We start from the raw sequence: 19,162 nt of genomic DNA on the forward strand, positions 1-19,162 counted from the left end.
TGCGTCGCTTTTCCACGCAAAACGTCAGTTCGAGTTCTGCCGGATAGCTGAACAAGCTGTCACGCTTCTGTAATATGCCCCGGATCTAATGGCGCATTTCTTCGCCAGACAGCGTTCGGGGTAACAGAATGATCCGCAAGTCCATTGCCACAGCACTCACATCGGTACTCACCTCTTCTTTATTGATTGTCAGCAGCAGTCATGCCGACAGCCTTCCTGCCAGTCAGAGTAAAAGCTCGTGGTTCAGCGATGGCGAAAAAGCGCTGCAGCAGGCGATACAGCGGCCGATCAACAACCAGCGTGGTGCGGCAAAAAACGTGATTCTGTTTGTGGGCGACGGCATGGGTGTTTCTACCGTTACCGCCGCGCGCATTCTCGCCGGCCAGCAACAGGGGCTCGACGGTGAGGAATACCAGCTCAGCTTTGAAAAAATGCCCTTCGCCGGTTTGATCAAAACCTACAACACCAACCAGCAGACCCCGGACTCCGCCGGTACCGCGACCGCTATGGTGACCGGTGTCAAAACCAAGGCCGGTTTTATCAGTGTGGATGAAAGTGTGGCCCGCGGCGACTGCCCGGCGAGTCTCACGCATGGCCTGACTACCGCACTGGAACTGGCCGAGGGCCAGGGCAAGCGCACCGGCATCATTAGTACCGCACGCATCACCCACGCCACCCCTGCGACCACCTATGCAAAAGTGCCGGAGCGTGGTTGGGAATACATCGCGCCGGAAGGTTGCCGCGATATCGCCGCGCAACTGGTGGAAATGAATACCGGTGACGGTATTGGTGACGGTATTGATGTGATTATGGGTGGTGGACGCCGCGGTTTTTTGCCGACGGACGTGACCGATCTGGAAGGCAGTGCCGGCCGGCGTGAAGATGGCCGCAATCTGGTACAGGAGTGGCGAGACCGTTACGGCAAAAACGCGGTGTATATCGAAGACCAGGCCGGCTTCGACAAGGTGGACAGCCAAACCACCGACAAGCTGCTGGGCCTGTTCCAGCCCTCGCATATGCGCTACGAATCCGACCGCAACAGTGACAAGGCCGGTGAGCCTTCCCTGAGCGCCATGACCGCCAAAGGTCTGGCGCTGATGGCGCAGAGCGAAAACGGTTACTTCATGCTGGTCGAGGGTGGCCGTATTGACCACGGCCACCATGCCGGCAATGCGTTTAATGCACTGAATGATGCGGTGGAATTTGCCCGGGCGGTGCAGGTGGCGATGGATAACACCGACCCCAAAGATACCCTGATCATTGTCACCGCCGATCACAGCCACACCTTTACCATTGCCGGCTACCCCACCCGCGGCAATCCGATCCTGGGCAAGGTGGTCGGTAACGATGAGCGCGGCGAGCCGATGAAAACCCCCTACCTGGCCGCTGATGGCAAACCCTACACCACAGTGGGCTACGCCAATGGGCAGGGATTTGCCGACCTGGGTGACGAGACCAATTCCGACGTGCGCGAAGATGTGCATACCCACGCCGGCCGCGCCGACCTGACCAAGGTGAATACCGAGCAGCCCGGTTTTTTCCAGGAGGCTATGGTGCCGACGTCTGGAGAAACCCACGGTGGTGAGGATGTGGGTATCTGGGCGCGCGGTCCCGGTGCGCACCTGCTGTCAGGTACCCACGAACAGAGCTTTATTTTCCACGTGATGGCCCACGCTGGCGGGTTATTGGAAGAAAAGTAATGCCCAGTTATTTGGCAATGGCATGGCGGTGTTTGCACTGCCGCGGCCAATGTCGGTGGTGGAACAGCAGATCACACTGACGGTTGATCACGCTGCGCAATTCCGCCAGCCGCTGCTGGGCAGCATCCAGCAGCGGTATCATTTCTTTTTGTATTTCCGGATCCATCGCCTGTTTTTGATTTGCCAGAAAGGCGCACAGCAGTCGCAGATCGCGCCAGTCGCCCAGTGCGCTGGCCAGAATTTTTAGCGGCTCGCGGCGGTGGCCGATTTTTTGCGGTTTTAGCCGGTGCAACAGGCGGGTGTGGTACCACTGATCTTTTACCCGCTTTCGCAGAGTGTGGAAGCTCTCCTCATTTTCTCGCGTGAATGCGCTTTCCATGGCCCGGAAAGCGCGCCGGTAACTGCGCGCATACCCTTGCTTGAGTGCTTTTCGATTTAGCGATTGCCGATTCCTATTATCGGAATGCTGCTGTGCTTGCCGCAGTAATTCTGTGGCCTGTAGCAGCGCGATCTCTGCATCTGCCGTATTGATCCGGGACGCCAGCAGCGCTGCTGTCGCCGGAAAGTGTTCTTTTCCCAGTTGCTTGGTGAGCGCATCGTACAGGGACACCGCATCGCGGCTGCCGGACAGGGCTTCCGCGATACTGCGAAAGTGTGCGTTTTCGAATTGGTAGAGTCGCTCGCTGTGCGCATTCATATTCCGTACCAGTCGCATCAGTGCGCGTATTTTTTTGCAGTGCTTGCGGATCTGGTGACTGGCCTCTGCGACAGGCAATTCTTCTCCCGCTACCTGGGCAGATGTCAGTTGCTCCCACAAGATTCTGTGCAATTCGTCGGCGGGTAATGGTTTGCGCTGGAAGGAATAAGCCATGGCTTTGCCGATTTGGGCCGGGGTATTCCACCAGTGTAGGTCGCGCCCCCTTAAACGAAAAAAGCCGCATCAGTGATGCGGCTTTGCAAGCGGGAGCCTTGCGGCTCCCCGGTTCTTGTTGTTGATCTTGAGAGAGATCGTTGGTGACAGCGTTAGAAGGTGTAGTTGGCACCCACGTAGAAGCTGCGTCCCAGGGTATCGTAGATACCTGAGTCACCGCTGGTTCCGGACAGGTAGGCCGGCGGGTCCTGGTCTTCGATATTGTTGATACCGCCGAACACTTCGAAGCCTTCTTTGAACAGGTAGGCGGCGCGCATGTCGTTGTAGCGGATCTCACCGGTAGAGCTGGGTGCGGCGCTTTCGGGCTCGGCGGACTCCAGTGCGTACAGCGCCATGTCATCCAGGTAGCGGTGTGACCAGTTTACCGACAGGTCGCCATAGCGGTAGGTGACGTTCATGTTGTAGGCGTTGGTGGGGTCACCCAGCTCGCCATCTTCGCGGTCGGCACTGTCCGGTTCGTTCTGGAAGGAGTAGTCATCGCGCTCCAGCAGGTGGGTGCCCTGCAGGCTCAGGGTCAGGCTGCCCAGTTCGGATTTGAACAGGTCCGCCAGCGCCATTTCGTAACGCACTTCGTAGTCGACACCTTTGGCGGTGAGCTTGGAAGCGTTCAGGGCGGAGCTGGTCAGGGAAACCAGATCACCATTGGCGCCGCGCTGGATGTTGCCGCAGAACTGGTTGTCGATGGAGCTTGCGTCGACGCACTTGTCCAGGATGGTCTGGCCGCTGTACGAAGAGATGGCATCTTCGATTTCAATGTCCCAGTAGTCTGCAGTGATGGTGAGGCCCTCGGCGAAACGCGGGGTGATTACCAGGCCGTAAGTCATGGTAGTCGCGGTTTCTTCCTGCAGGTTCACGTTACCACCGCTGAAGCCGGGCAGGGTCGGGCCTTCGTTCCACGGTGACTGGTAATCCGCTGCTAGGCCGAGAGCGGCACAGTTGGCCGCGCGCTGGGCGGGGTCTGGTGCGTAAGCCACTTCATCGGCGTCACAGGGGTCGTCGACATTGAAGAAGTTTTGCCCCAGTGGCGCGAAGAGTTCGTCGATGTTCGGTGCGCGCACTGCCTGAGAAGTGGTTGCGCGGATGCGCACGTCATCAATCACCGCCCAGTCGAGGCCGGCTTTCCAGGCGCCGGTGCTGCCGATGGTGGAGTAGTCCGCCGCGCGATAGGCGGTGTCAAACACCAGGCTCTGGATGCCCGGCAGGTCGGACAGCAGCGGTGCAGACAGTTCCACGTAGGCTTCGGAAACGTCGTATTCACCATCGGTGGTCGCCAGCGCGTTCATGAAGGTGGCGCCACTTTTGATGATTTCGTCGAAGTCCACGAAGCTGGTTTCTTCGCGGTATTCGAAGCCACCCACGACAGACAGCGGACCGGCGGGCAGGTCAATAATGTCGCCGCCGATAAAGCCGGATGCAACGAGCTGGGTCATCTGTTCTACGGAGCCGGTGTTATCCAGCATTACCCAGTCGACGGCCTCCTGGGAGTTCAGGTTCTGGCCGAACAGGTTCAGCGGCTGACAGCCGGCTGCACGTGCGGATTCGTCGGCACACACGATGGTGCCGTCGACTTCGATCGCATCGATCGCCTGCGCAAAGCGTTCGTTGTGACGGTTATTTAGGTAGAAAATATCGGCGTCGTACTGGCCGTAGACCACGCTCGCCTCATAGTTCCAGCGGCCGCCCAGATCGCCTTTTACGCCCAGCACGTAGCGCTGGGTTTCACGCTCGGCCAGGTCGCCGCGGTAGCCCAGGTCGGAGTGCATGCGGTACATGCCAAACGAGCCTACACCGGCGGCAACCAGTTCATCGGACAGGGATTTGTCGAGGAAGGGGTTGGTAGCGGAGTAGCCGTTGTAACTGAAGCTTGCCTGGCCCCAGCTCTCGGCTTCGTGCGATACGTATTTGGCTTCGGCAAAGACGCGGGTGGAGTCGTTGAGGTCGTAGTGACCTTTCACGAACAGGTTGTTGGTCTCCATGCGCGGATACATCTGATACTGGCCGATCCAGCGGTATCCGTCGCCACCGGTACAGCGGCCGGCAGTGTCACAGAAGTCACCGGGGATGACCGGGCGAGCAGTGCCGTCGTCATCAAAGGTGTGATTGCCCATCGGCAAGTAGGCGATACCTGCATCGCTGATGATCGGCAGGGTGTAGTCCTGGACAATAAAGCGATCGGGGATGCCATCTTCAGGGCCGGTATCGTTTGGATTACGCAGGGTGCCGTAGCCCCGGGTGATCCAGTCGCGGTCGGTGCCGTAAACATCGCCGCGGCTGGTGTGCGAGAAGCTACCGGCGATGTTGGCGCGGCCGTCGAACATATTCTGGCCGAAGGTGACGGATACTTCGGTGGTTTCTGCACCGCCATTTTCGGTGTCGCTGCCGAAGGCGCTGAGCTTCACGCCCTCAAAGTCATCCTTGAGGATGAAGTTGACCACGCCGGTGACCGCGTCGGCACCGTAAATCGCAGAGGCACCGCCCGTAATCACGTCGACGCGTTCGATCAGGTCTTCCGGGATGGTATTGACGTCAACCGCCGACGTACCAACGGCAGAGGCGATGTGGCGGCGGCCGTCCTGCAGTACCAGGGTACGGGAGGTACCCAGGCCGCGCAGGTCCAGCAGGTTCAGGCCCACGGTGCCGATAAAGCGTCCGGAGTTCTGGCCGGAGTAGGTAGAGCGCAGTGCCGGCAGGTCGTTGAGGAAATCACCCAGGTTGGTTTCGCCGCTGAGGCTGATGTCTTCTGCGGTCAGCGAGGTTACCGGGGTCGGGCTGATGGAATTCGGACGCGCAATACGCGAGCCGGTGACGGTGACCTGTTCGATGGTTCCGTCGTCAATAGCAGCGGCGTTAACGGCCTTGCTGTCTTCCTGTGCGAATGCGGGAGTCGCGCCTACGGCTGCCAGGATGACACCGCGGATGGCGTTGGATAGCAGGTTTCCTTTCATTTTTATGGTCCCCTTGGGAAGCTTATTTAGGAATTCACCACTGCTTCCATGCCTGTGCTGTATTAGGTATGACGATGGTGTCGCGAAATTCATCATTAAATTTGTAACAAAATGTCATTTTCCTGTGACTTGTCTCGTGGTCTCAGTTCTCTGGTGTGTGTTGATAGTGCGTTTTGTGGGGGGCCGGGTACGCCAGCGATCGAGATGATGAGTTGAGCGGGATGTGACTGCCTTTGGTCACTCCGCCATGTACAATACTGCCCCTGTATTTACCCCAGCAGGTTTAAAATGACGGAACGCAAGACGACCCATTTCGGTTACCAGCAGGTGCCGGTGGAAGAAAAAGCCGGACGGGTGGCGGATGTTTTTCACTCGGTGGCGGCCCGCTACGACGTGATGAACGATCTGATGTCCGGAGGTGTTCACCGCCTGTGGAAGCGTTTCACCATCGAGCTTTCTGCGGCCCGCCCGGGGCAGACGATTCTGGATATTGCCGGGGGCACCGGTGATCTGACGGCGCGCTTTTCCCGCATTGTGGGCCCCACCGGCAAGGTGGTGTTGGCGGATATCAATGCGTCGATGTTGAAGGTGGGGCGCGATCGTCTGCTGGATCGGGGCATTGCCGGGAATGTGGAGACGGTGCAGGCGGATGCCCAGTACCTGCCTTTTCCGGATAACACCTTTGATTGCATCACCATTGCGTTCGGCCTGCGCAATGTGACGGATAAGGATCTGGCGTTGCGCTCGATGTTGCGGGTGTTGAAGCCCGGTGGTCGCCTGCTGGTATTGGAATTTTCCAAGCCGCAGTCGAAGCTGCTGGAGAAGGTCTACGACCAGTATTCGTTCCGTCTGTTGCCGTTTATGGGCAAGCTGGTGGCGGACGATGCGGACAGCTATCGCTATCTGGCTGAAAGTATCCGTATGCACCCGGATCAACAGACTCTGAAAGACATGATGGGCGAAGCCGGTTTTGTGGACTGCGAATTCCACAATATGACCGGAGGCATCGTGGCTTTGCACAAGGGCATCAAGCCCTAGATCGTATCGATAGCCCATTTCGATAGTTCTGTTCGCAGTCCGTGGCGGTCCGAGCGGCGGTAACCCCTCGCGAGACACGCCGTGAACCCATCCCTGGGGGCTCTTCTAAAACATCCCTGTTTTAGAAGGTCTCGCGAGGGGTTCCCGCCGCCCGGACCTTCGCCTCAGCGTAAATCGCACGGATAAACCTCAAAATAATGACCGATCCCACCTTCCGCGCCGGCTTCGACGCCACCCTGGAAACCGCCATCAACACTGCCCTGCGTTACGACCCGGGTAGCCGTGCACGCCTGAGTAAATTGGCGGGCAAGACGCTGGGGGTGAGTCTCACCGCGCCGGCCATGACCCTGTTTTTGGTCATCGATGACGAAGATGAGGGTGCTGATTTTGGTGGAAATTGTATCGAAGTGCACAGCCGCTGGGGCGGCGAGGTGACCACGGAGCTGTCCGGCTCTGCCCTGGCGTTTCTGCAGTTGCTGAAAAACCGCGATGCCACGCCGGCAAAGCTGGGGGTGACGGTGCGCGGTTCCAGTGCACTACTGGCGGAGTTGCAGTCGATCCTGCGGGATCTGGATATCGATTGGGAGGAGCCGCTGGCGAAGTTGATCGGGGATTCTCCGGCGCACCAGCTGGGTACCGGCATGCGTATGGCGGCGAGCTGGCTGAAAGGCGCGCTGGGTGCGGCGCCGAAGGCGGGCGCTGAGGCGGTGACTGAGGAGTGGCGGATGACGCCACCACAGGCGCAGTTTGAGGCGTTTGCCGAAGATGTAGCCGAGTTTGCCCAGGGGGTGGACCGGCTGGAGGCGCGGATTGAGATATTGCGCCAGAAGATGGAAGGCCAGGGGAAACGCTGAAGTGCCAATAGCGAGAAGTCTGACCATTGCGCGGGTGTTCCTGCGCTATCGCCTGAACGAACTGATTCCCGCCGAGCATCAGCCGCTGTGGCTGCGTGCGCTGTGGGCTCCGACGAGGTTGCTGCCGCAGGGCAGCAAGACGAGGAATATGGGCCGCGGTGAGCGGCTGCGGCGGGCGCTGGAGGATCTGGGGCCGATTTATGTGAAGTTCGGGCAGCTGCTGTCCACTCGCCCGGATCTGTTGCCGCCGGATATGGTGCTGGAGCTGAATCAGCTGCAGGACAATGTGCCGCCCTACCCCGCGAACCAGTGCATTGCGCGTATCGAGGCGGCGCTCGGTGCCCCGGTGGATGAGTTGTTTGCGGAGTTTGAGCGCGAGCCGCTGGCATCGGCGTCGGTTGCCCAGGTACACGGGGCGCGGCTGAAGGGTGAAAACGGCGAGCCGGGTGAGTCGGTGGTGGTTAAGGTATTGCGCCCCGGCATCGACAAGGTGATCCAGCAGGATCTGGAGCTGCTGGGATTTATTGCCCGCTGGATTCAGCGCTATCTGCCGGATGGCCGTCGCATGCGCCCGGTGGAGGTGGTGGAAGATTACCGCCACACCATCGAGGGCGAACTGGACCTGGTGCGCGAGGCCTCCAACGGCTCGGAGCTGAAGCGCAATTTTGCCAATTCCCCGCTGCTGTACATTCCCGAGGTTCACTGGGACTACACCCGCGAGAATGTGCTGGTACTGGAGCGTATTGACGGTATCCCGGTGACCGACCTGGCGCAGTTGCGCGCCCAGAGCACCAATATGGAGCTTTTGGCGGAGCGCGGGGTGGAGATCTTCTTCAAACAGGTGTTCGAGCACAATTTTTTCCACGCCGACATGCACCCGGGCAATATTTTTGTGTCCCGGGAGCACCCCGACAGACCCAAGTACATCGCCATCGACACCGCTATCGTCGGCAGCCTGACCCGCGAGGATCAGTACTATCTGGCGCGTAATTTGCTGGCTATGTTCCGGCGTGACTACCGCATGGTGGCGGAGCTGCATGTGCAAAGTGGCTGGGTGCGGCGGGATACGCCGGTGAATGCATTCGAGGCGGCGATCCGTTCGGTGTGTGAGCCGATTTTTGAGAAGCCCCTGGGGGAGATTTCCTTCGCGCGGGTGTTGATCAGTCTGTTCCAGACCGCGCGCCGTTTTGATATGGAGGTGCAGCCGCAACTGGTACTGTTGCAGAAAACCTTACTCAATATCGAGGGATTGGGGCGACAGCTTTATCCGCAACTGGATCTGTGGAAGACTGCCCATCCATTTCTCGAGCGGTGGATGCGCGAGCGCGTTCACCCCAAAACCATCGTCGGCGAAATCCGGCGATATGGGCCGGAATGGCTGGAAAAATTCCCGCAATTGCCACAATTGGCATTTTCCGCCCTGGAGCAGGGTCGGGAGCTGGGGCCGCAACTGCAACATCTCAGTGAGCAGCTGGCCAGCAGCAAGCGGCGCGGCCGCAAGCGCTATGCGCGGATGATTGTGGGCGGCCTGCTGGCGGCGGGCGCAGCCCTGTTGGCCTCCCCTGGCCTGCTGGCACAGGTGCCGGCGGTAAGCTGGGCGCTGGGTGCCGCGGCATTGGCACTGCTGCTGTGGCCCTAGTGTGCGCGTCGCGGACAAGGTCATAACCGCAACAGACAAGACGGCAAAGGCCACAGGGGATGCCCTGAGGCCAGCCTACAATAACGAATGCAGTAAGGACGCATACCGTGAGCGATACCGATTTCACCCAAGCGGTCAGCTGGAATAGCGACGGGTTGGTGCCCGCCATCGCGCAGGATTTCAAAACCGGTCGGGTGTTGATGATGGCCTGGATGAACCAAGAGTCCCTGCGTCTCACCGCCGAAGAGGGCCGCGCGGTTTACTGGTCGCGCTCCCGCGGCAAATTGTGGCGCAAGGGCGAGTCCTCCGGCCATGTGCAGCAGGTGCGGGAAATCCGTCTCGACTGTGACGGCGACACCATCGTGCTGCTGGTGGAACAGTTGGGCGGCATTGCCTGTCATACCGGGCGCACCAGTTGTTTTTATCAGGTACTGGAAAACGGTCAGTGGCAGATTCGCCAGCCGGTGATCACCGACCCGAAAGAGATCTATTCAGGAGAGAAATAGACCGCGCCATGAGTAATATGTTGATACAACTGGATCGGGTACTGCGGCTGCGGATGCAGCAGGGGGACGCTGAGTCTTCCTATGTTGCCAGCCTGCACCACAAAGGTTTGAACAAGATTCTGGAAAAGGTCGGCGAAGAGGCCACCGAGCTGGTGCTGGCTGCCAAAGATGCCGAAGGCAAGGCCCAGGACTCCGACGAGTACAAGGCACTGATCGGCGAGACCGCCGACCTCTGGTTTCACTCCCTGGTGATGCTGGCGCACCTTGGCACAGACTCCCGCGAGGTGTTGGATGAACTGGGTCGCCGCTTTGGCCTGTCCGGGCTGGAAGAGAAGGCTTCTCGCGGCAATAGCTGAAACGCACAGGCCGGCTTGTCGGCCGCGCATGAACGTGTAAAAACAAGAGCGCGTAAAAACAACAACGCGTAAAAAGTACAAACGACGAATTCAGAATATTTAATCAGGAGCATTTCACATGGGCATTAGCTGGCAACAATTACTGATTCTGCTGGTCATCGTACTGCTGATTTTCGGCACCAAACGCCTGCGCAATCTCGGCGGCGACCTGGGCGGAGCCATCAAGGGCTTCAAGAAAGCGATGAAAGAAGAAGGCAAAAAGGACGGCGAAGAAGAGGACGAGAAGGATCCGGAGCTGCTGGGCAAAGACGACAGCACAAAGCCGCAGCAGAAAACCTCCAGCGAAGAAAAGCAGTCCCAGGACAAGTAATCCTCTGTAACAGATAGAGCGAAACCCGCGTGTTTGATATCGGATTTTTTGAACTGCTGTTGATCGGTATCGTCGGCCTGGTGGTGATCGGCCCCGAGCGCCTGCCGGATGCCGTGCGCACCACGGTGCGCTGGTGGACGCAAATCAAGCAGACCCTCGGCAGCGCCAAGGAAGAACTGGAGCGCGAGGTCGGTGCGGATGACATTCGCCGTGAACTGCACAACGAGCGGGTGCTCAAGGAATTGCGCGAGAGCCAGGAGGCGATGCAACGCACCTTCAGTGAAGCGGAGAAAAAATTCGAGCAGGACCTGAAGGCGGTTACCGAGCAGGCCGAGGCCCTCAAGAAATCGGCCGCCAGCGACGAGACCGGCTCCGGCGTTTCCGCATCACCCGAATCCCTTTCAGCGCCAGACCCGGAAGCGGATCAGCGTCGTCGCGCCGCCGACTACCTGCCAGATGACGATGTGGTGAAACCGGCGGACGAGTACCTGCCGGAGGAAGAGGAAGAAGACGAGGATCTGGAAGATCCCGAATACCCCGAACACCTGCACGATCACGGCGAACCGGAATTCAATCCGCACCACCCGGATCATTTCAAGCACGAAGAGGATGAGGCCTGGGCGGAAGTGGATCGCCTGGATCCGGCAGAATCTTACAGCAGTGAAGGTGGCAGTAGTGATGGGGGCAGCAAAGAGGGTGCTGCCAACACCGCAAGCCCCTCCCCCAGCGACAAGTCCACCGAGGCGGAAGACAAGCGTCAATGAGTGAAAAAGACCAGCCGTTTATCGAACACCTGATCGAGATGCGGGACCGCCTGCTGAAAACCCTGCTGGTGGTTATTGCCATCTTTGCCTGCATGGTGCCTTTTGCCAACGAAATCTATGACTTTGTTGCCGATCCGCTGCAGGCGCGCCTGACCGAAGGCGCCGGCATGATTGCCACCGAGGTCACCTCGCCCTTCCTGACGCCTTTTAAAACCACCTTTGTGCTGGCGTTCTTCGTCGCCATTCCCTTTGTGCTCTATCAGTTCTGGGCGTTTATTGCTCCCGGCCTGTACAAGCACGAAAAGCGCCTGATCGCCCCGCTGATGTTTTCCAGCATCTTTCTGTTTTACGCGGGCATGGCGTTTGCCTACTTTGTGGTGTTCCCGCTGATTTTTGATTTTTTCATCAGTTCTGCCGATGCCGATATCAAAGTAATGCCGGATATCCGCAGTTACCTGGACCTGGCGCTTAAGTTATTTTTCGCCTTCGGTTTTGCCTTTGAAATTCCCATCGCGACTATTCTTTTGATCTGGAGCGGCGCCATCTCCGCCAAGGATTTGGCCAAAAAACGCCCCTATGTCATCGTCGCCTGTTTTGCTGTGGGTATGCTGCTGACGCCGCCGGATGTCATTTCCCAGACACTGCTGGCGATTCCCATGTGGCTGCTGTTTGAGATTGGTGTCTTTTTTGGGCGCTGGATCAAGCGCGGCAAGCGCGACGAAGAGGCGTCCGAACGCGAAGCCTAAGCTGGCAAGGCTGCCGGGCCACTTCTGGGGCCTGGCACGGAGAGCAGATGCAGGAGTCGAGGATACCGTCCGGGAAGTGCCTGAACTTTCCGACCTTTCCAACCTTAAGAGTCGCGCTAAGAGTCGCGCTGCTGCTGAGCCTGCTCGGCTTGCTGCCGGCAACTGTTAGCCATGGGGCCAACACGAAGCCCCCCTGCGCGATATTGATCCACGGCATCACCAAGGATTCCTCCTCCATGGTCGCCATTGAAAAAGCCCTGGTCGATGCAGGCTTTTTTGCGATAAACCTCGACTACCCCTCACGAAAATTCCCGATCGAAACTCTGGCGGTAGAGACCATTCCCCGCGGCCTTGCAGCCTGTGAAAAAGCTAATGCAGCACCGGTGTATATGGTTGCGCACTCCATGGGTGGTTTGCTGGTGCGGCAGTATTACGAAAGCCGCGACACCAGTCAGCTGGCTGGCGTCGTCATGCTGGGCCCACCCAACCGGGGCAGCCGCCTGGGCAACTTCCTGTCCTGTATTCCCTGGATCAAAGACGTCAACGGTCCCGCGGGCAAGCAGATGGGGGTGGATGAGCGCAGTGTGCCCAGCCGCCTGGGCCCGGTGAAGTTCCCTCTGGGAGTTGTCGCCGGAACCCGCTCATTCAACCCGCTGTTCTCGGCGATCATCCACGGCGACGACGACGGCATTGTGGGATTGCCGAGCACTTATGTGGAAGGTGTTTGTGCGCGGGTGCAGTACCCCGTTACCCACGACAACCTGACCGATGACCCGCGTGTTATTGATCAGGTGGTGCACTACCTGCAATCCGGAACATTCGCCGGTGAGCAGGTGGAGTACTTCCGTTGCGGCAACGATACGTCGCGATAAAAAATTACGACAAAAAGCCACGACAAAAAGCCACGACAAAAAGTCGCGATATAAAGTGCGATGTGTAGGTGGGGTGAGGTGACAGGTGGGTCAGTGTGCAGTGAGGAACAGACACGCGGCGCAGAAAAACGCGACAGTCACGGCGATCAGCTCCCGATTGTGTGCACCTTGTGCCACTATGATGAGAAGTGCCAGTGGGGGCAGTGCAATGGCGAGCACGCCGAGTAGTGTGGAATCCCGGAACGCGAGCCGCATTAGATAAATCCACAGCACGACGCCCAATACCAGCGTGAAGATCAGTGAAACCGCCGCGACAGGTTGCATGGAAACTTTCCCAAATACTTTCTCGAACGCCTTCCCGAACACTCTCCAGAACACTTTACCGAATAAGTGCCTGGCAAAAATAAAGTTAGCTGTTTCTGGCGGGCGTGTATCCAGATGGCGTAAATCTGCCCTGAAGCATGGCGGGCTACTGTTGCTGCTGTTGCTGGCGCTGCTGGTTTCCGGGTGTGAAACCGTACACTTCTACTCGCAGGCGGCTACCGGACAGCTGAAAATTCTCGCCGGGCGCAAATCCATCGATGGACTGGTGGCGGATGAGCAGACAGATCCCAAGCTGAGAAAACAGCTGCAACTGGTGCAATCCATCCGCGCCTACGCCGCCGCCGAGCTGCACCTGCCGGTGGGAACCGCTTACAGCGAATTTACCCAGCTCAAAGACGAATACGCGTTGTGGAACCTGGTGGCGGCACCGGAGTTTTCCCTGTCGCCCAAACGCTGGTGCTACCCGATTGCCGGCTGTGCCAGTTACCGCGGCTATTTTGACAAGCAGGACGCCAGAAACCAGGCCGGGCGCATGCGCGCTGAAGGCTATGACGTTTACCTGGGGCCGGTACCGGCGTATAGCACCCTCGGTTGGTTCGATGATCCGGTGCTGTCCAGTTTCGTGAACTGGAAGCCGGAGCGGCTGGCGAGCCTGCTGTTTCACGAGCTGGCACACCGGCGGGTGTACATCGGCGGGGATACTGCCTTCAACGAAAGTTTCGCCACCGCGGTATCGCAACTGGCGCTACCGGACTGGCGCCGGCGCCAGGGCATTCCTGCGCCCAAGGTAAAAAGTGTCGAACAGGCGAGGCGCGTCAATGGCCTGATGGTGGCCGCGCGCAAACAATTGCAGGCGCTGTACAGCTCGGACAAGAGCGATGCGGAAAAGCGCGTGCAAAAAGCGCAGACACTGCAGCAGCTGCGTAGTTGCTACCGGAAAATGTCCGAAGGTTGGGTGGAGGACAAGAAATTTTCCAGTCTGGTGGAGCAGACCAATAACGCTACATTGGCACTGGTGAGCGAGTATCAATCCAAGGTGCCGGCGTTTGTACAGCTGTTCAAAGACACCGGTAAAGACTGGGATGCGTTTTATATGGCGGTGGAGCAACTGGGTGCGCGCCCGCAAGACGAGCGCAAGGCGCGGCTCGAGGCGTTGAGCCAGCGCGCTCAGGCTGCTGCCCGCCAAACGGCAAACAATCAGGCTTCCAGCAAAAAGGTCACGGGCCCGTCGTTGCAGAGCGACACCTGCATGTCGGCGGCAAACTGACCGCCGGCCACGGGCAGTTCCTCGGGCAGCCTGGCGCGCGCCTGGGACAGGAAATATTCATACAGTGCCTCAGCCTGCTGCGGCGTGGCGCCGCGGCTGAAGCTGGGGCGCAGTCCCTTGGCGGTATCCGCCACCAGGGTGAACTGGCTCACCACCAGCAGGCCGCCACCCGCCTGCTGCACATTCAGGTTCATCTTGCCCTGGTCATCGCTGAAAATGCGGTAGTGCAATACCTTGTGTAGTAGCTTGTCCGCAGTCTCCGGAGAATCCGTTGCTTCCACACCCAGCAACAGCAGAATCCCGTGATCGATGGCACCGACAGATTCACTGTCTACTTCCACTTTCGCGTGCTTTACCCGCTGAATCAGGCCTTTCATCGATAACCTCTTCTAAAATGCTACTAGTCGCTGGATGCCTGGCGGCGAATTCCCTAGATTAGCCCACTGATCGCCAATAAAAAACCGGAAACCCCCATGAAGAAAACCGCCTTGGCCCTGATTGCCGTGGGTATTGCTGCCGCTGCCGCGATTGCCGCCAACAGCGAACAGTCACCATCCAAGTACCCGGAGACCGCCAGCGTCCCGCAGACAGATGACTATTTCGGCACCAGTGTGAGCGACCCCTACCGCTGGCTGGAAGATCAGGGCTCCAAGCCGGTGAATGACTGGGTCAAGGCACAAAATGACTTCGCCCTGCCGAAACTGAAAGCACTGCCGGGCTGGCAGAAAATCAACGACCGCCTCACCGAACTGTGGCAGTACCAACAGTACGGGGTGCCCTACAAAAAAGCCGGACAGGTTTTTTACGAGTACAACGACGGCAGTTGGGACCAGAGTGTGTTTTACAGCACCCGGGATATCCACAAGGAAGGCGGCGTGGTGCTCGACCCCCGCAGCCTGAGTAAGGACGGGACCATCGCCGCCAAGCGTTATTCGGTCAGCCCCAACGGCCGCTATCTGGCCTATGGCACTTCCGACGGCGGCACTGACTGGACCGACTACCAGGTGCGCGACCTGAAAACCCGCCGCCTGATTCCCGATCGCCTGACCGGCATCAAGTTTAGTGGCGCCAGCTGGGCCAAGGACGAATCCGGCTTTTACTACAGCCGTTATCCGTTTAACGCCGACGGCAGCGCGGACGACAGCAAACAGGTGGCGGTGTATTTCCACAAAATTGGCGAGCCCCAGAGCCGCGATCAGCTGGTGTACGAAATCACCGATCACGCAACCCGCAACCCGGAAGCGCAGGTCAGCGACGACGGCAACTACCTGGTTTTCGGTATTTTTGATGGCTACGACAGCAACGGGGTTTATTACCGGGACCTGCGCGATGACAAGGTGCCGCTAGTGAAATTGCTCGATAACTGGGATGGGCTCTACACCTATCTCGGCAACAGCGGAAAAACCTTTTATTTCGAGACCAATGCCGGTGCCGCCAACGGCAAGCTTGTTGCCATTGATCTGGACAAGCCGCAGAAATCCAACTGGAAAACCCTGGTGCCGGAACAGAAAGAGGCACTGCAAGGTGCCAGCTTGATCGGCGGACGTTTTGTGCTGCACTACCTGAAAGACGCCACCTCCAAAGTAGTGGTGACGGACCTGGATGGCAAACAGCAGTACGAACTGAAACTGCCGGGCATGGGTACGGTGGAAGGCTTTTACGGTGAGCCGGGCGACAGCGAAACCTATTACGCTTTCAGTAATTTCCTGACGCCGCCCAGCATCTACAAACTGGATGTTGCCAGCGGGAAAAGTGAAAAAGTAAAACAGCCAGATTACCCGGCGGATTTTTCTGATTACACCGTCAGCCAGCATTTTATTCCAAGCAAGGACGGCACCAAGGTGCCCATGTTCCTGGTGCATAAAAAAGGAATGAAAAATGACGGCAGCAACCCGACCCTGCTTTACGGTTACGGCGGCTTCAACGCCGCCCAGTTGCCCCAGTTCTACACCCGTTTTGCCGGTTGGTTGGATATGGGGGGCACCTTCGCGATGGTGAACCTGCGCGGCGGTAGCGAGTACGGTGGTGACTGGCACAAGGCCGGTACCAAGCTCCAGAAGCAGAATGTGTTCGACGATTTTATCGGCGCGGCCGAGTGGCTGATCGGAAAAAAAGTCACCTCACCGGAAAAGCTCGGCATTATGGGGCGCTCCAACGGCGGCCTGCTGGTGGGGGCCACCGAGGTACAGCGCCCGGAGCTGTTCAAGGTTGCCCTGCCCATCGTCGGCGTACTGGATATGTTGCGCTACCACACCGCTTCCGCCAACGCGCGTCAGTGGTCCAGTGACTACGGCCTGTCGGAAAACAAGGAAGAGTTCGCAGCGCTCTACGCCTACTCGCCAGTGCACAACACCAAGAAAGGCCGCTGCTACCCCGCTACCCTGATCACCACGGCCGATCGCGATGACCGCGTGGTGCCCTGGCACAGCTACAAGTTCGCCGCAGTACTGCAGCGGGATCAGGGGTGTGACAATCCCATCTATCTCGCGGTGGAAACCCGCGCGGGTCACGGCGCCGGCAAGCCTGTGTGGATGCAGGTGGAAGATTTCACCAACCAGTATGCGTTCCTGGCCAATGAACTGGGGCTGGAAATTCGGTAGTCTGGGTGTTTTAGGGCGGCTTGTGCCGCCCGGTTAATGGGGGTGATATGCACGCTTTTGTAACCGGCGGTACCGGCTTTCTCGGTGCCAATCTGATTGAGCAACTGATTGCCGATGGCTGGCAGGTAACCGCCATGCATCGCCCAGGCTCCAATATCCAGCGGCTGCAGGCCCTGGGAGCGACCCCGGTCGAGGCCTCGCTGGATGATGTGGCTTCCCTGCAGCGCGCCATGACTGCGAATGTGGATAAAAAGGTCGATGCGATTTTTCACCTGGCCGCCAATACCAGCATGTGGCGCGGTGGTGACAGGCAGCAGTGGCAGGACAATGTGGTGGGCGCGGGCAATATTGCCCGGGTTGCGCGCCAGCAGTTTGCCAGCCAGGGCGCGCCCGGACGCCTGATTGTCACCAGCTCTATTTCCGCCTATGGCTACCACACCAGCCCCATCGATGAAGAAAGTGCGAAGCTGGCGGACGATCCGAAGCACCATTACCACTACAGCAAAAAGCGTGCGGAGCTTGCTGTGCGTGAGGAGATTGCGCAGGGACTGGATGCGGTATTCCTGAACCCCTGTGGCATTGTCGGCAAGTACGATGTGTCCAGCTGGGCGCAGACCTTCTTTATGATTCAGCAGGATCGGCTACCGGGTGTGCCGCCGGGCTCCGGTTCTTTCTGCCACGCCGGTGCGGTGGCGCGCGCCCATATCGATGCTTTCCATAAAGGCCGGTGTGGCGAAAACTATATTCTCGCCGGAACTGATGCCAGCTTCCTGGAATTCTTCGGGAAAATTGCCGAGCTGGTGGGCAAGCCGGCCCCCACCAGCACTACGCCGGCACTTTTGATTCGTGCCATGGCACAGCTGCAGGATCTTGCGGCGCGCTTGAGCGGCCGTGAACCGGCGCTAACCCCGCAAAAGGCCGCGATGATCACCCGGCGGGTGGTGGCCAGCAGTGACAAGGCCAAGCGCGAGCTGGGCTACCGCGACACGGTGAGTCTCGACGAAATGCTGCGGGAATCCCGGGACTGGCTGGTGGCTGAGGGGCTGCTCAAGCTGTCCGGCTCCCGGTCGGACGAGCTGGGCGCAAGCGGGGGATAAGGTGAATCGGCGCAATCTGGTCTTTATTCTGGTGATGACGCTGCTGGTGCTGCAGTTGATCCAGCACTATTTCTTTTCCGGCCCGGCCTGACGGGTTCCACCAAAACCCGGAACCAACTGGCATTTTTGGCATTCCGCTAAACAGGATTGTCGGTCGCGGAGGCCTGGCGCACTAGTGTGCTGGCCCTGGCCGCTGCCCTTGTCATATTCTTGCGTCCTACTGTCATAAATTCCGTCAAATAAATTCACGCACAGGAGATGTATTCGTGGAAGGACTCAAAGCACAGCTCGAGGAACTCTGGCCGGTAGTGATGGACGTCGGGCTGAATGTGCTCTGGGCGATACTGGCACTCGTCATCACCTGGGTTGCCGCCAAACTGGTGTCGCGAGCGGTCAACCGCCTGACCGAGCGCGGAATTGACGAAACCCTGGTGCCGGTGCTTGAAACCCTCGCCGTGTGGGGCACCTACGTGGTGGGCGGCCTGGTGGTGCTGGACATCTTTGGTGCGAATACCACTTCGCTGGTGGCGCTGCTGGGTGCTGCCGGCCTCGCCATCGGCCTCGCGCTGAAAGACACCCTGCAGAGTATTGCCGCGGGCTTTGTGCTGTTGGGTCTGCGCCCCTTTCGTGTGGGTGAGACCATTCAGTTCGGCAGCATTATTGGCACCGTGCGCAAGATTGGCCTGTTCACCACCGAGCTGGACACCCCGGACGGCCTGCGCATCTCGGCCCCCAACGACAAGGTCTGGGGCGAGACCCTGACCAACTTCACCCGCAACGCCAGCCGCCGAATCGAGATCATTGCCAGCATTGCCTACGGTGACGATATCGAAACCGGCATGAATGTACTGCGAAAACTGGTGGCGGACGAGCCGCGGGTTCTCGCGGACCCTGAACCCGCCTATGCGGTGCGGGCGCTGGCGGACAGTTCGGTGAACCTGCACCTGAGGGCCTGGGTAAAAACCGATGAATACTGGGATGTGTACTGGGCGCTGATGAAAAAGCTCAAGCCGGCGCTGGAAGCCGAGGGGCTGACAATCCCCTTCCCGCAGCGGGATCTGCACATCATCACCGGAACCGAGAAAAAAATGGTCGGGGCCGATGCCCTGGAACAGGAATGAATTCGGCTTTGTATCAAAGCTGGTTGTTTAAT

At 58.8% G+C, this 19,162-nt stretch carries 18 protein-coding genes; 14 read left to right on the forward strand and 4 right to left on the reverse strand.

Annotated features, from left to right (window positions below):
• Positions 1-128: 128 nt before the first annotated feature.
• Positions 129-1,700, forward strand: coding sequence for an alkaline phosphatase (locus GRX76_RS03320; RefSeq protein WP_160152009.1), 1,572 nt, complete (start codon positions 129-131; stop codon positions 1,698-1,700).
• Positions 1,701-1,707: 7 nt separating this feature from the next.
• On the opposite strand, the gene GRX76_RS03325 is transcribed toward GRX76_RS03320, so the two are convergent.
• Positions 1,708-2,571 (reverse strand): CHAD domain-containing protein, encoded by an 864-nt coding sequence (locus GRX76_RS03325; RefSeq protein ID WP_160152010.1) that lies wholly within the window; start codon positions 2,569-2,571, stop codon positions 1,708-1,710.
• A gap of 152 nt (positions 2,572-2,723) precedes the next feature.
• Positions 2,724-5,576: a TonB-dependent receptor domain-containing protein gene (locus GRX76_RS03330; protein ID WP_160152011.1), complete on the reverse strand. Its 2,853-nt coding sequence runs from the start codon at positions 5,574-5,576 to the stop codon at positions 2,724-2,726.
• Between the two features lie 288 nt (positions 5,577-5,864).
• Between GRX76_RS03330 and ubiE the strand changes: the two genes are divergently transcribed.
• The 9 genes from ubiE to GRX76_RS03375 all read left to right on the forward strand — a co-directional run bounded on the left by ubiE (position 5,865) and on the right by GRX76_RS03375 (position 12,721).
• Complete coding sequence (ubiE, locus tag GRX76_RS03335) at positions 5,865-6,614, forward strand: bifunctional demethylmenaquinone methyltransferase/2-methoxy-6-polyprenyl-1,4-benzoquinol methylase UbiE (RefSeq protein WP_160152012.1); 750 nt, start codon at positions 5,865-5,867, stop codon at positions 6,612-6,614.
• 197 nt (positions 6,615-6,811) lie between these two features.
• Positions 6,812-7,468 (forward strand): SCP2 domain-containing protein, encoded by a 657-nt coding sequence (locus GRX76_RS03340; protein WP_160152013.1) that lies wholly within the window; start codon positions 6,812-6,814, stop codon positions 7,466-7,468.
• Position 7,469: 1 nt separating this feature from the next.
• Entirely contained in the window at positions 7,470-9,107 is a 1,638-nt protein-coding gene (ubiB, locus tag GRX76_RS03345) for a ubiquinone biosynthesis regulatory protein kinase UbiB (RefSeq protein ID WP_160152014.1), read from the forward strand.
• Between the two features lie 107 nt (positions 9,108-9,214).
• Positions 9,215-9,613: a phosphoribosyl-AMP cyclohydrolase gene (hisI, locus tag GRX76_RS03350; RefSeq protein ID WP_160152015.1), complete on the forward strand. Its 399-nt coding sequence runs from the start codon at positions 9,215-9,217 to the stop codon at positions 9,611-9,613.
• 8 nt (positions 9,614-9,621) lie between these two features.
• On the forward strand, positions 9,622-9,969 hold the full coding sequence (locus GRX76_RS03355) for a phosphoribosyl-ATP diphosphatase (protein WP_160152016.1): 348 nt from the start codon (positions 9,622-9,624) through the stop codon (positions 9,967-9,969).
• Positions 9,970-10,087: 118 nt separating this feature from the next.
• Positions 10,088-10,339 (forward strand): twin-arginine translocase TatA/TatE family subunit, encoded by a 252-nt coding sequence (gene tatA, locus GRX76_RS03360; RefSeq protein ID WP_160152017.1) that lies wholly within the window; start codon positions 10,088-10,090, stop codon positions 10,337-10,339.
• A 29-nt stretch (positions 10,340-10,368) separates the two neighbouring features.
• Positions 10,369-11,103 (forward strand): Sec-independent protein translocase protein TatB, encoded by a 735-nt coding sequence (tatB, locus tag GRX76_RS03365; protein ID WP_160152018.1) that lies wholly within the window; start codon positions 10,369-10,371, stop codon positions 11,101-11,103.
• Positions 11,100-11,849, forward strand: coding sequence for a twin-arginine translocase subunit TatC (tatC, locus tag GRX76_RS03370; protein WP_160152019.1), 750 nt, complete (start codon positions 11,100-11,102; stop codon positions 11,847-11,849). The genes tatB and tatC overlap by 4 nt, the downstream gene beginning before the upstream one ends.
• Before the next feature lie 236 nt (positions 11,850-12,085).
• Positions 12,086-12,721: an alpha/beta fold hydrolase gene (locus GRX76_RS03375; RefSeq protein ID WP_160152020.1), complete on the forward strand. Its 636-nt coding sequence runs from the start codon at positions 12,086-12,088 to the stop codon at positions 12,719-12,721.
• A 90-nt stretch (positions 12,722-12,811) separates the two neighbouring features.
• Here the strand turns inward: GRX76_RS03375 and GRX76_RS03380 are convergent, their stop codons facing one another.
• Positions 12,812-13,045, reverse strand: a complete 234-nt coding sequence (locus GRX76_RS03380; protein WP_160152021.1) for a hypothetical protein — start codon at positions 13,043-13,045, stop codon at positions 12,812-12,814.
• 151 nt (positions 13,046-13,196) lie between these two features.
• Between GRX76_RS03380 and GRX76_RS03385 the strand changes: the two genes are divergently transcribed.
• The gene (locus GRX76_RS03385; protein WP_236250529.1) at positions 13,197-14,312 is read left to right on the forward strand and encodes an aminopeptidase; all 1,116 of its coding nucleotides are present in this window, start codon (positions 13,197-13,199) and stop codon (positions 14,310-14,312) included.
• Here the strand turns inward: GRX76_RS03385 and dtd are convergent.
• Positions 14,243-14,689: a D-aminoacyl-tRNA deacylase gene (gene dtd / locus GRX76_RS03390; protein ID WP_160152022.1), complete on the reverse strand. Its 447-nt coding sequence runs from the start codon at positions 14,687-14,689 to the stop codon at positions 14,243-14,245. The two genes, GRX76_RS03385 and dtd, sit on opposite strands and share 70 nt — an antisense overlap.
• Positions 14,690-14,785: 96 nt before the next feature.
• Here dtd and GRX76_RS03395 point away from each other — a divergent pair, with 96 nt between their 5' ends.
• From GRX76_RS03395 to GRX76_RS03405, 3 genes are all read left to right on the forward strand, one after another.
• The gene (locus GRX76_RS03395; RefSeq protein ID WP_160152023.1) at positions 14,786-16,912 is read left to right on the forward strand and encodes a prolyl oligopeptidase family protein; all 2,127 of its coding nucleotides are present in this window, start codon (positions 14,786-14,788) and stop codon (positions 16,910-16,912) included.
• Between the two features lie 47 nt (positions 16,913-16,959).
• On the forward strand, positions 16,960-18,009 hold the full coding sequence (locus GRX76_RS03400) for an NAD-dependent epimerase/dehydratase family protein (RefSeq protein WP_160152024.1): 1,050 nt from the start codon (positions 16,960-16,962) through the stop codon (positions 18,007-18,009).
• A gap of 266 nt (positions 18,010-18,275) precedes the next feature.
• Complete coding sequence (locus GRX76_RS03405) at positions 18,276-19,130, forward strand: mechanosensitive ion channel family protein (RefSeq protein ID WP_201276897.1); 855 nt, start codon at positions 18,276-18,278, stop codon at positions 19,128-19,130.
• The last annotated feature ends 32 nt before the right edge of the window (positions 19,131-19,162 follow it).

The organism is Microbulbifer sp. ALW1, from assembly GCF_009903625.1.
Taxonomy (GTDB): domain Bacteria; phylum Pseudomonadota; class Gammaproteobacteria; order Pseudomonadales; family Cellvibrionaceae; genus Microbulbifer.

Coding starts and splice junctions, on each gene's coding strand:
- GRX76_RS03320 (WP_160152009.1), top strand. CDS start 129: ATGATCCGCAAGTCCATTGCCACAGCACTCACATCGGTACTCACCTCT.
- GRX76_RS03325 (WP_160152010.1), bottom strand. CDS start 2,571: ATGGCTTATTCCTTCCAGCGCAAACCATTACCCGCCGACGAATTGCAC.
- GRX76_RS03330 (WP_160152011.1), bottom strand. CDS start 5,576: ATGAAAGGAAACCTGCTATCCAACGCCATCCGCGGTGTCATCCTGGCA.
- ubiE (WP_160152012.1), top strand. CDS start 5,865: ATGACGGAACGCAAGACGACCCATTTCGGTTACCAGCAGGTGCCGGTG.
- GRX76_RS03340 (WP_160152013.1), top strand. CDS start 6,812: ATGACCGATCCCACCTTCCGCGCCGGCTTCGACGCCACCCTGGAAACC.
- GRX76_RS03355 (WP_160152016.1), top strand. CDS start 9,622: ATGAGTAATATGTTGATACAACTGGATCGGGTACTGCGGCTGCGGATG.
- tatA (WP_160152017.1), top strand. CDS start 10,088: ATGGGCATTAGCTGGCAACAATTACTGATTCTGCTGGTCATCGTACTG.
- tatC (WP_160152019.1), top strand. CDS start 11,100: ATGAGTGAAAAAGACCAGCCGTTTATCGAACACCTGATCGAGATGCGG.
- GRX76_RS03375 (WP_160152020.1), top strand. CDS start 12,086: ATGGTCGCCATTGAAAAAGCCCTGGTCGATGCAGGCTTTTTTGCGATA.
- GRX76_RS03380 (WP_160152021.1), bottom strand. CDS start 13,045: ATGCAACCTGTCGCGGCGGTTTCACTGATCTTCACGCTGGTATTGGGC.
- dtd (WP_160152022.1), bottom strand. CDS start 14,689: ATGAAAGGCCTGATTCAGCGGGTAAAGCACGCGAAAGTGGAAGTAGAC.
- GRX76_RS03395 (WP_160152023.1), top strand. CDS start 14,786: ATGAAGAAAACCGCCTTGGCCCTGATTGCCGTGGGTATTGCTGCCGCT.
- GRX76_RS03400 (WP_160152024.1), top strand. CDS start 16,960: ATGCACGCTTTTGTAACCGGCGGTACCGGCTTTCTCGGTGCCAATCTG.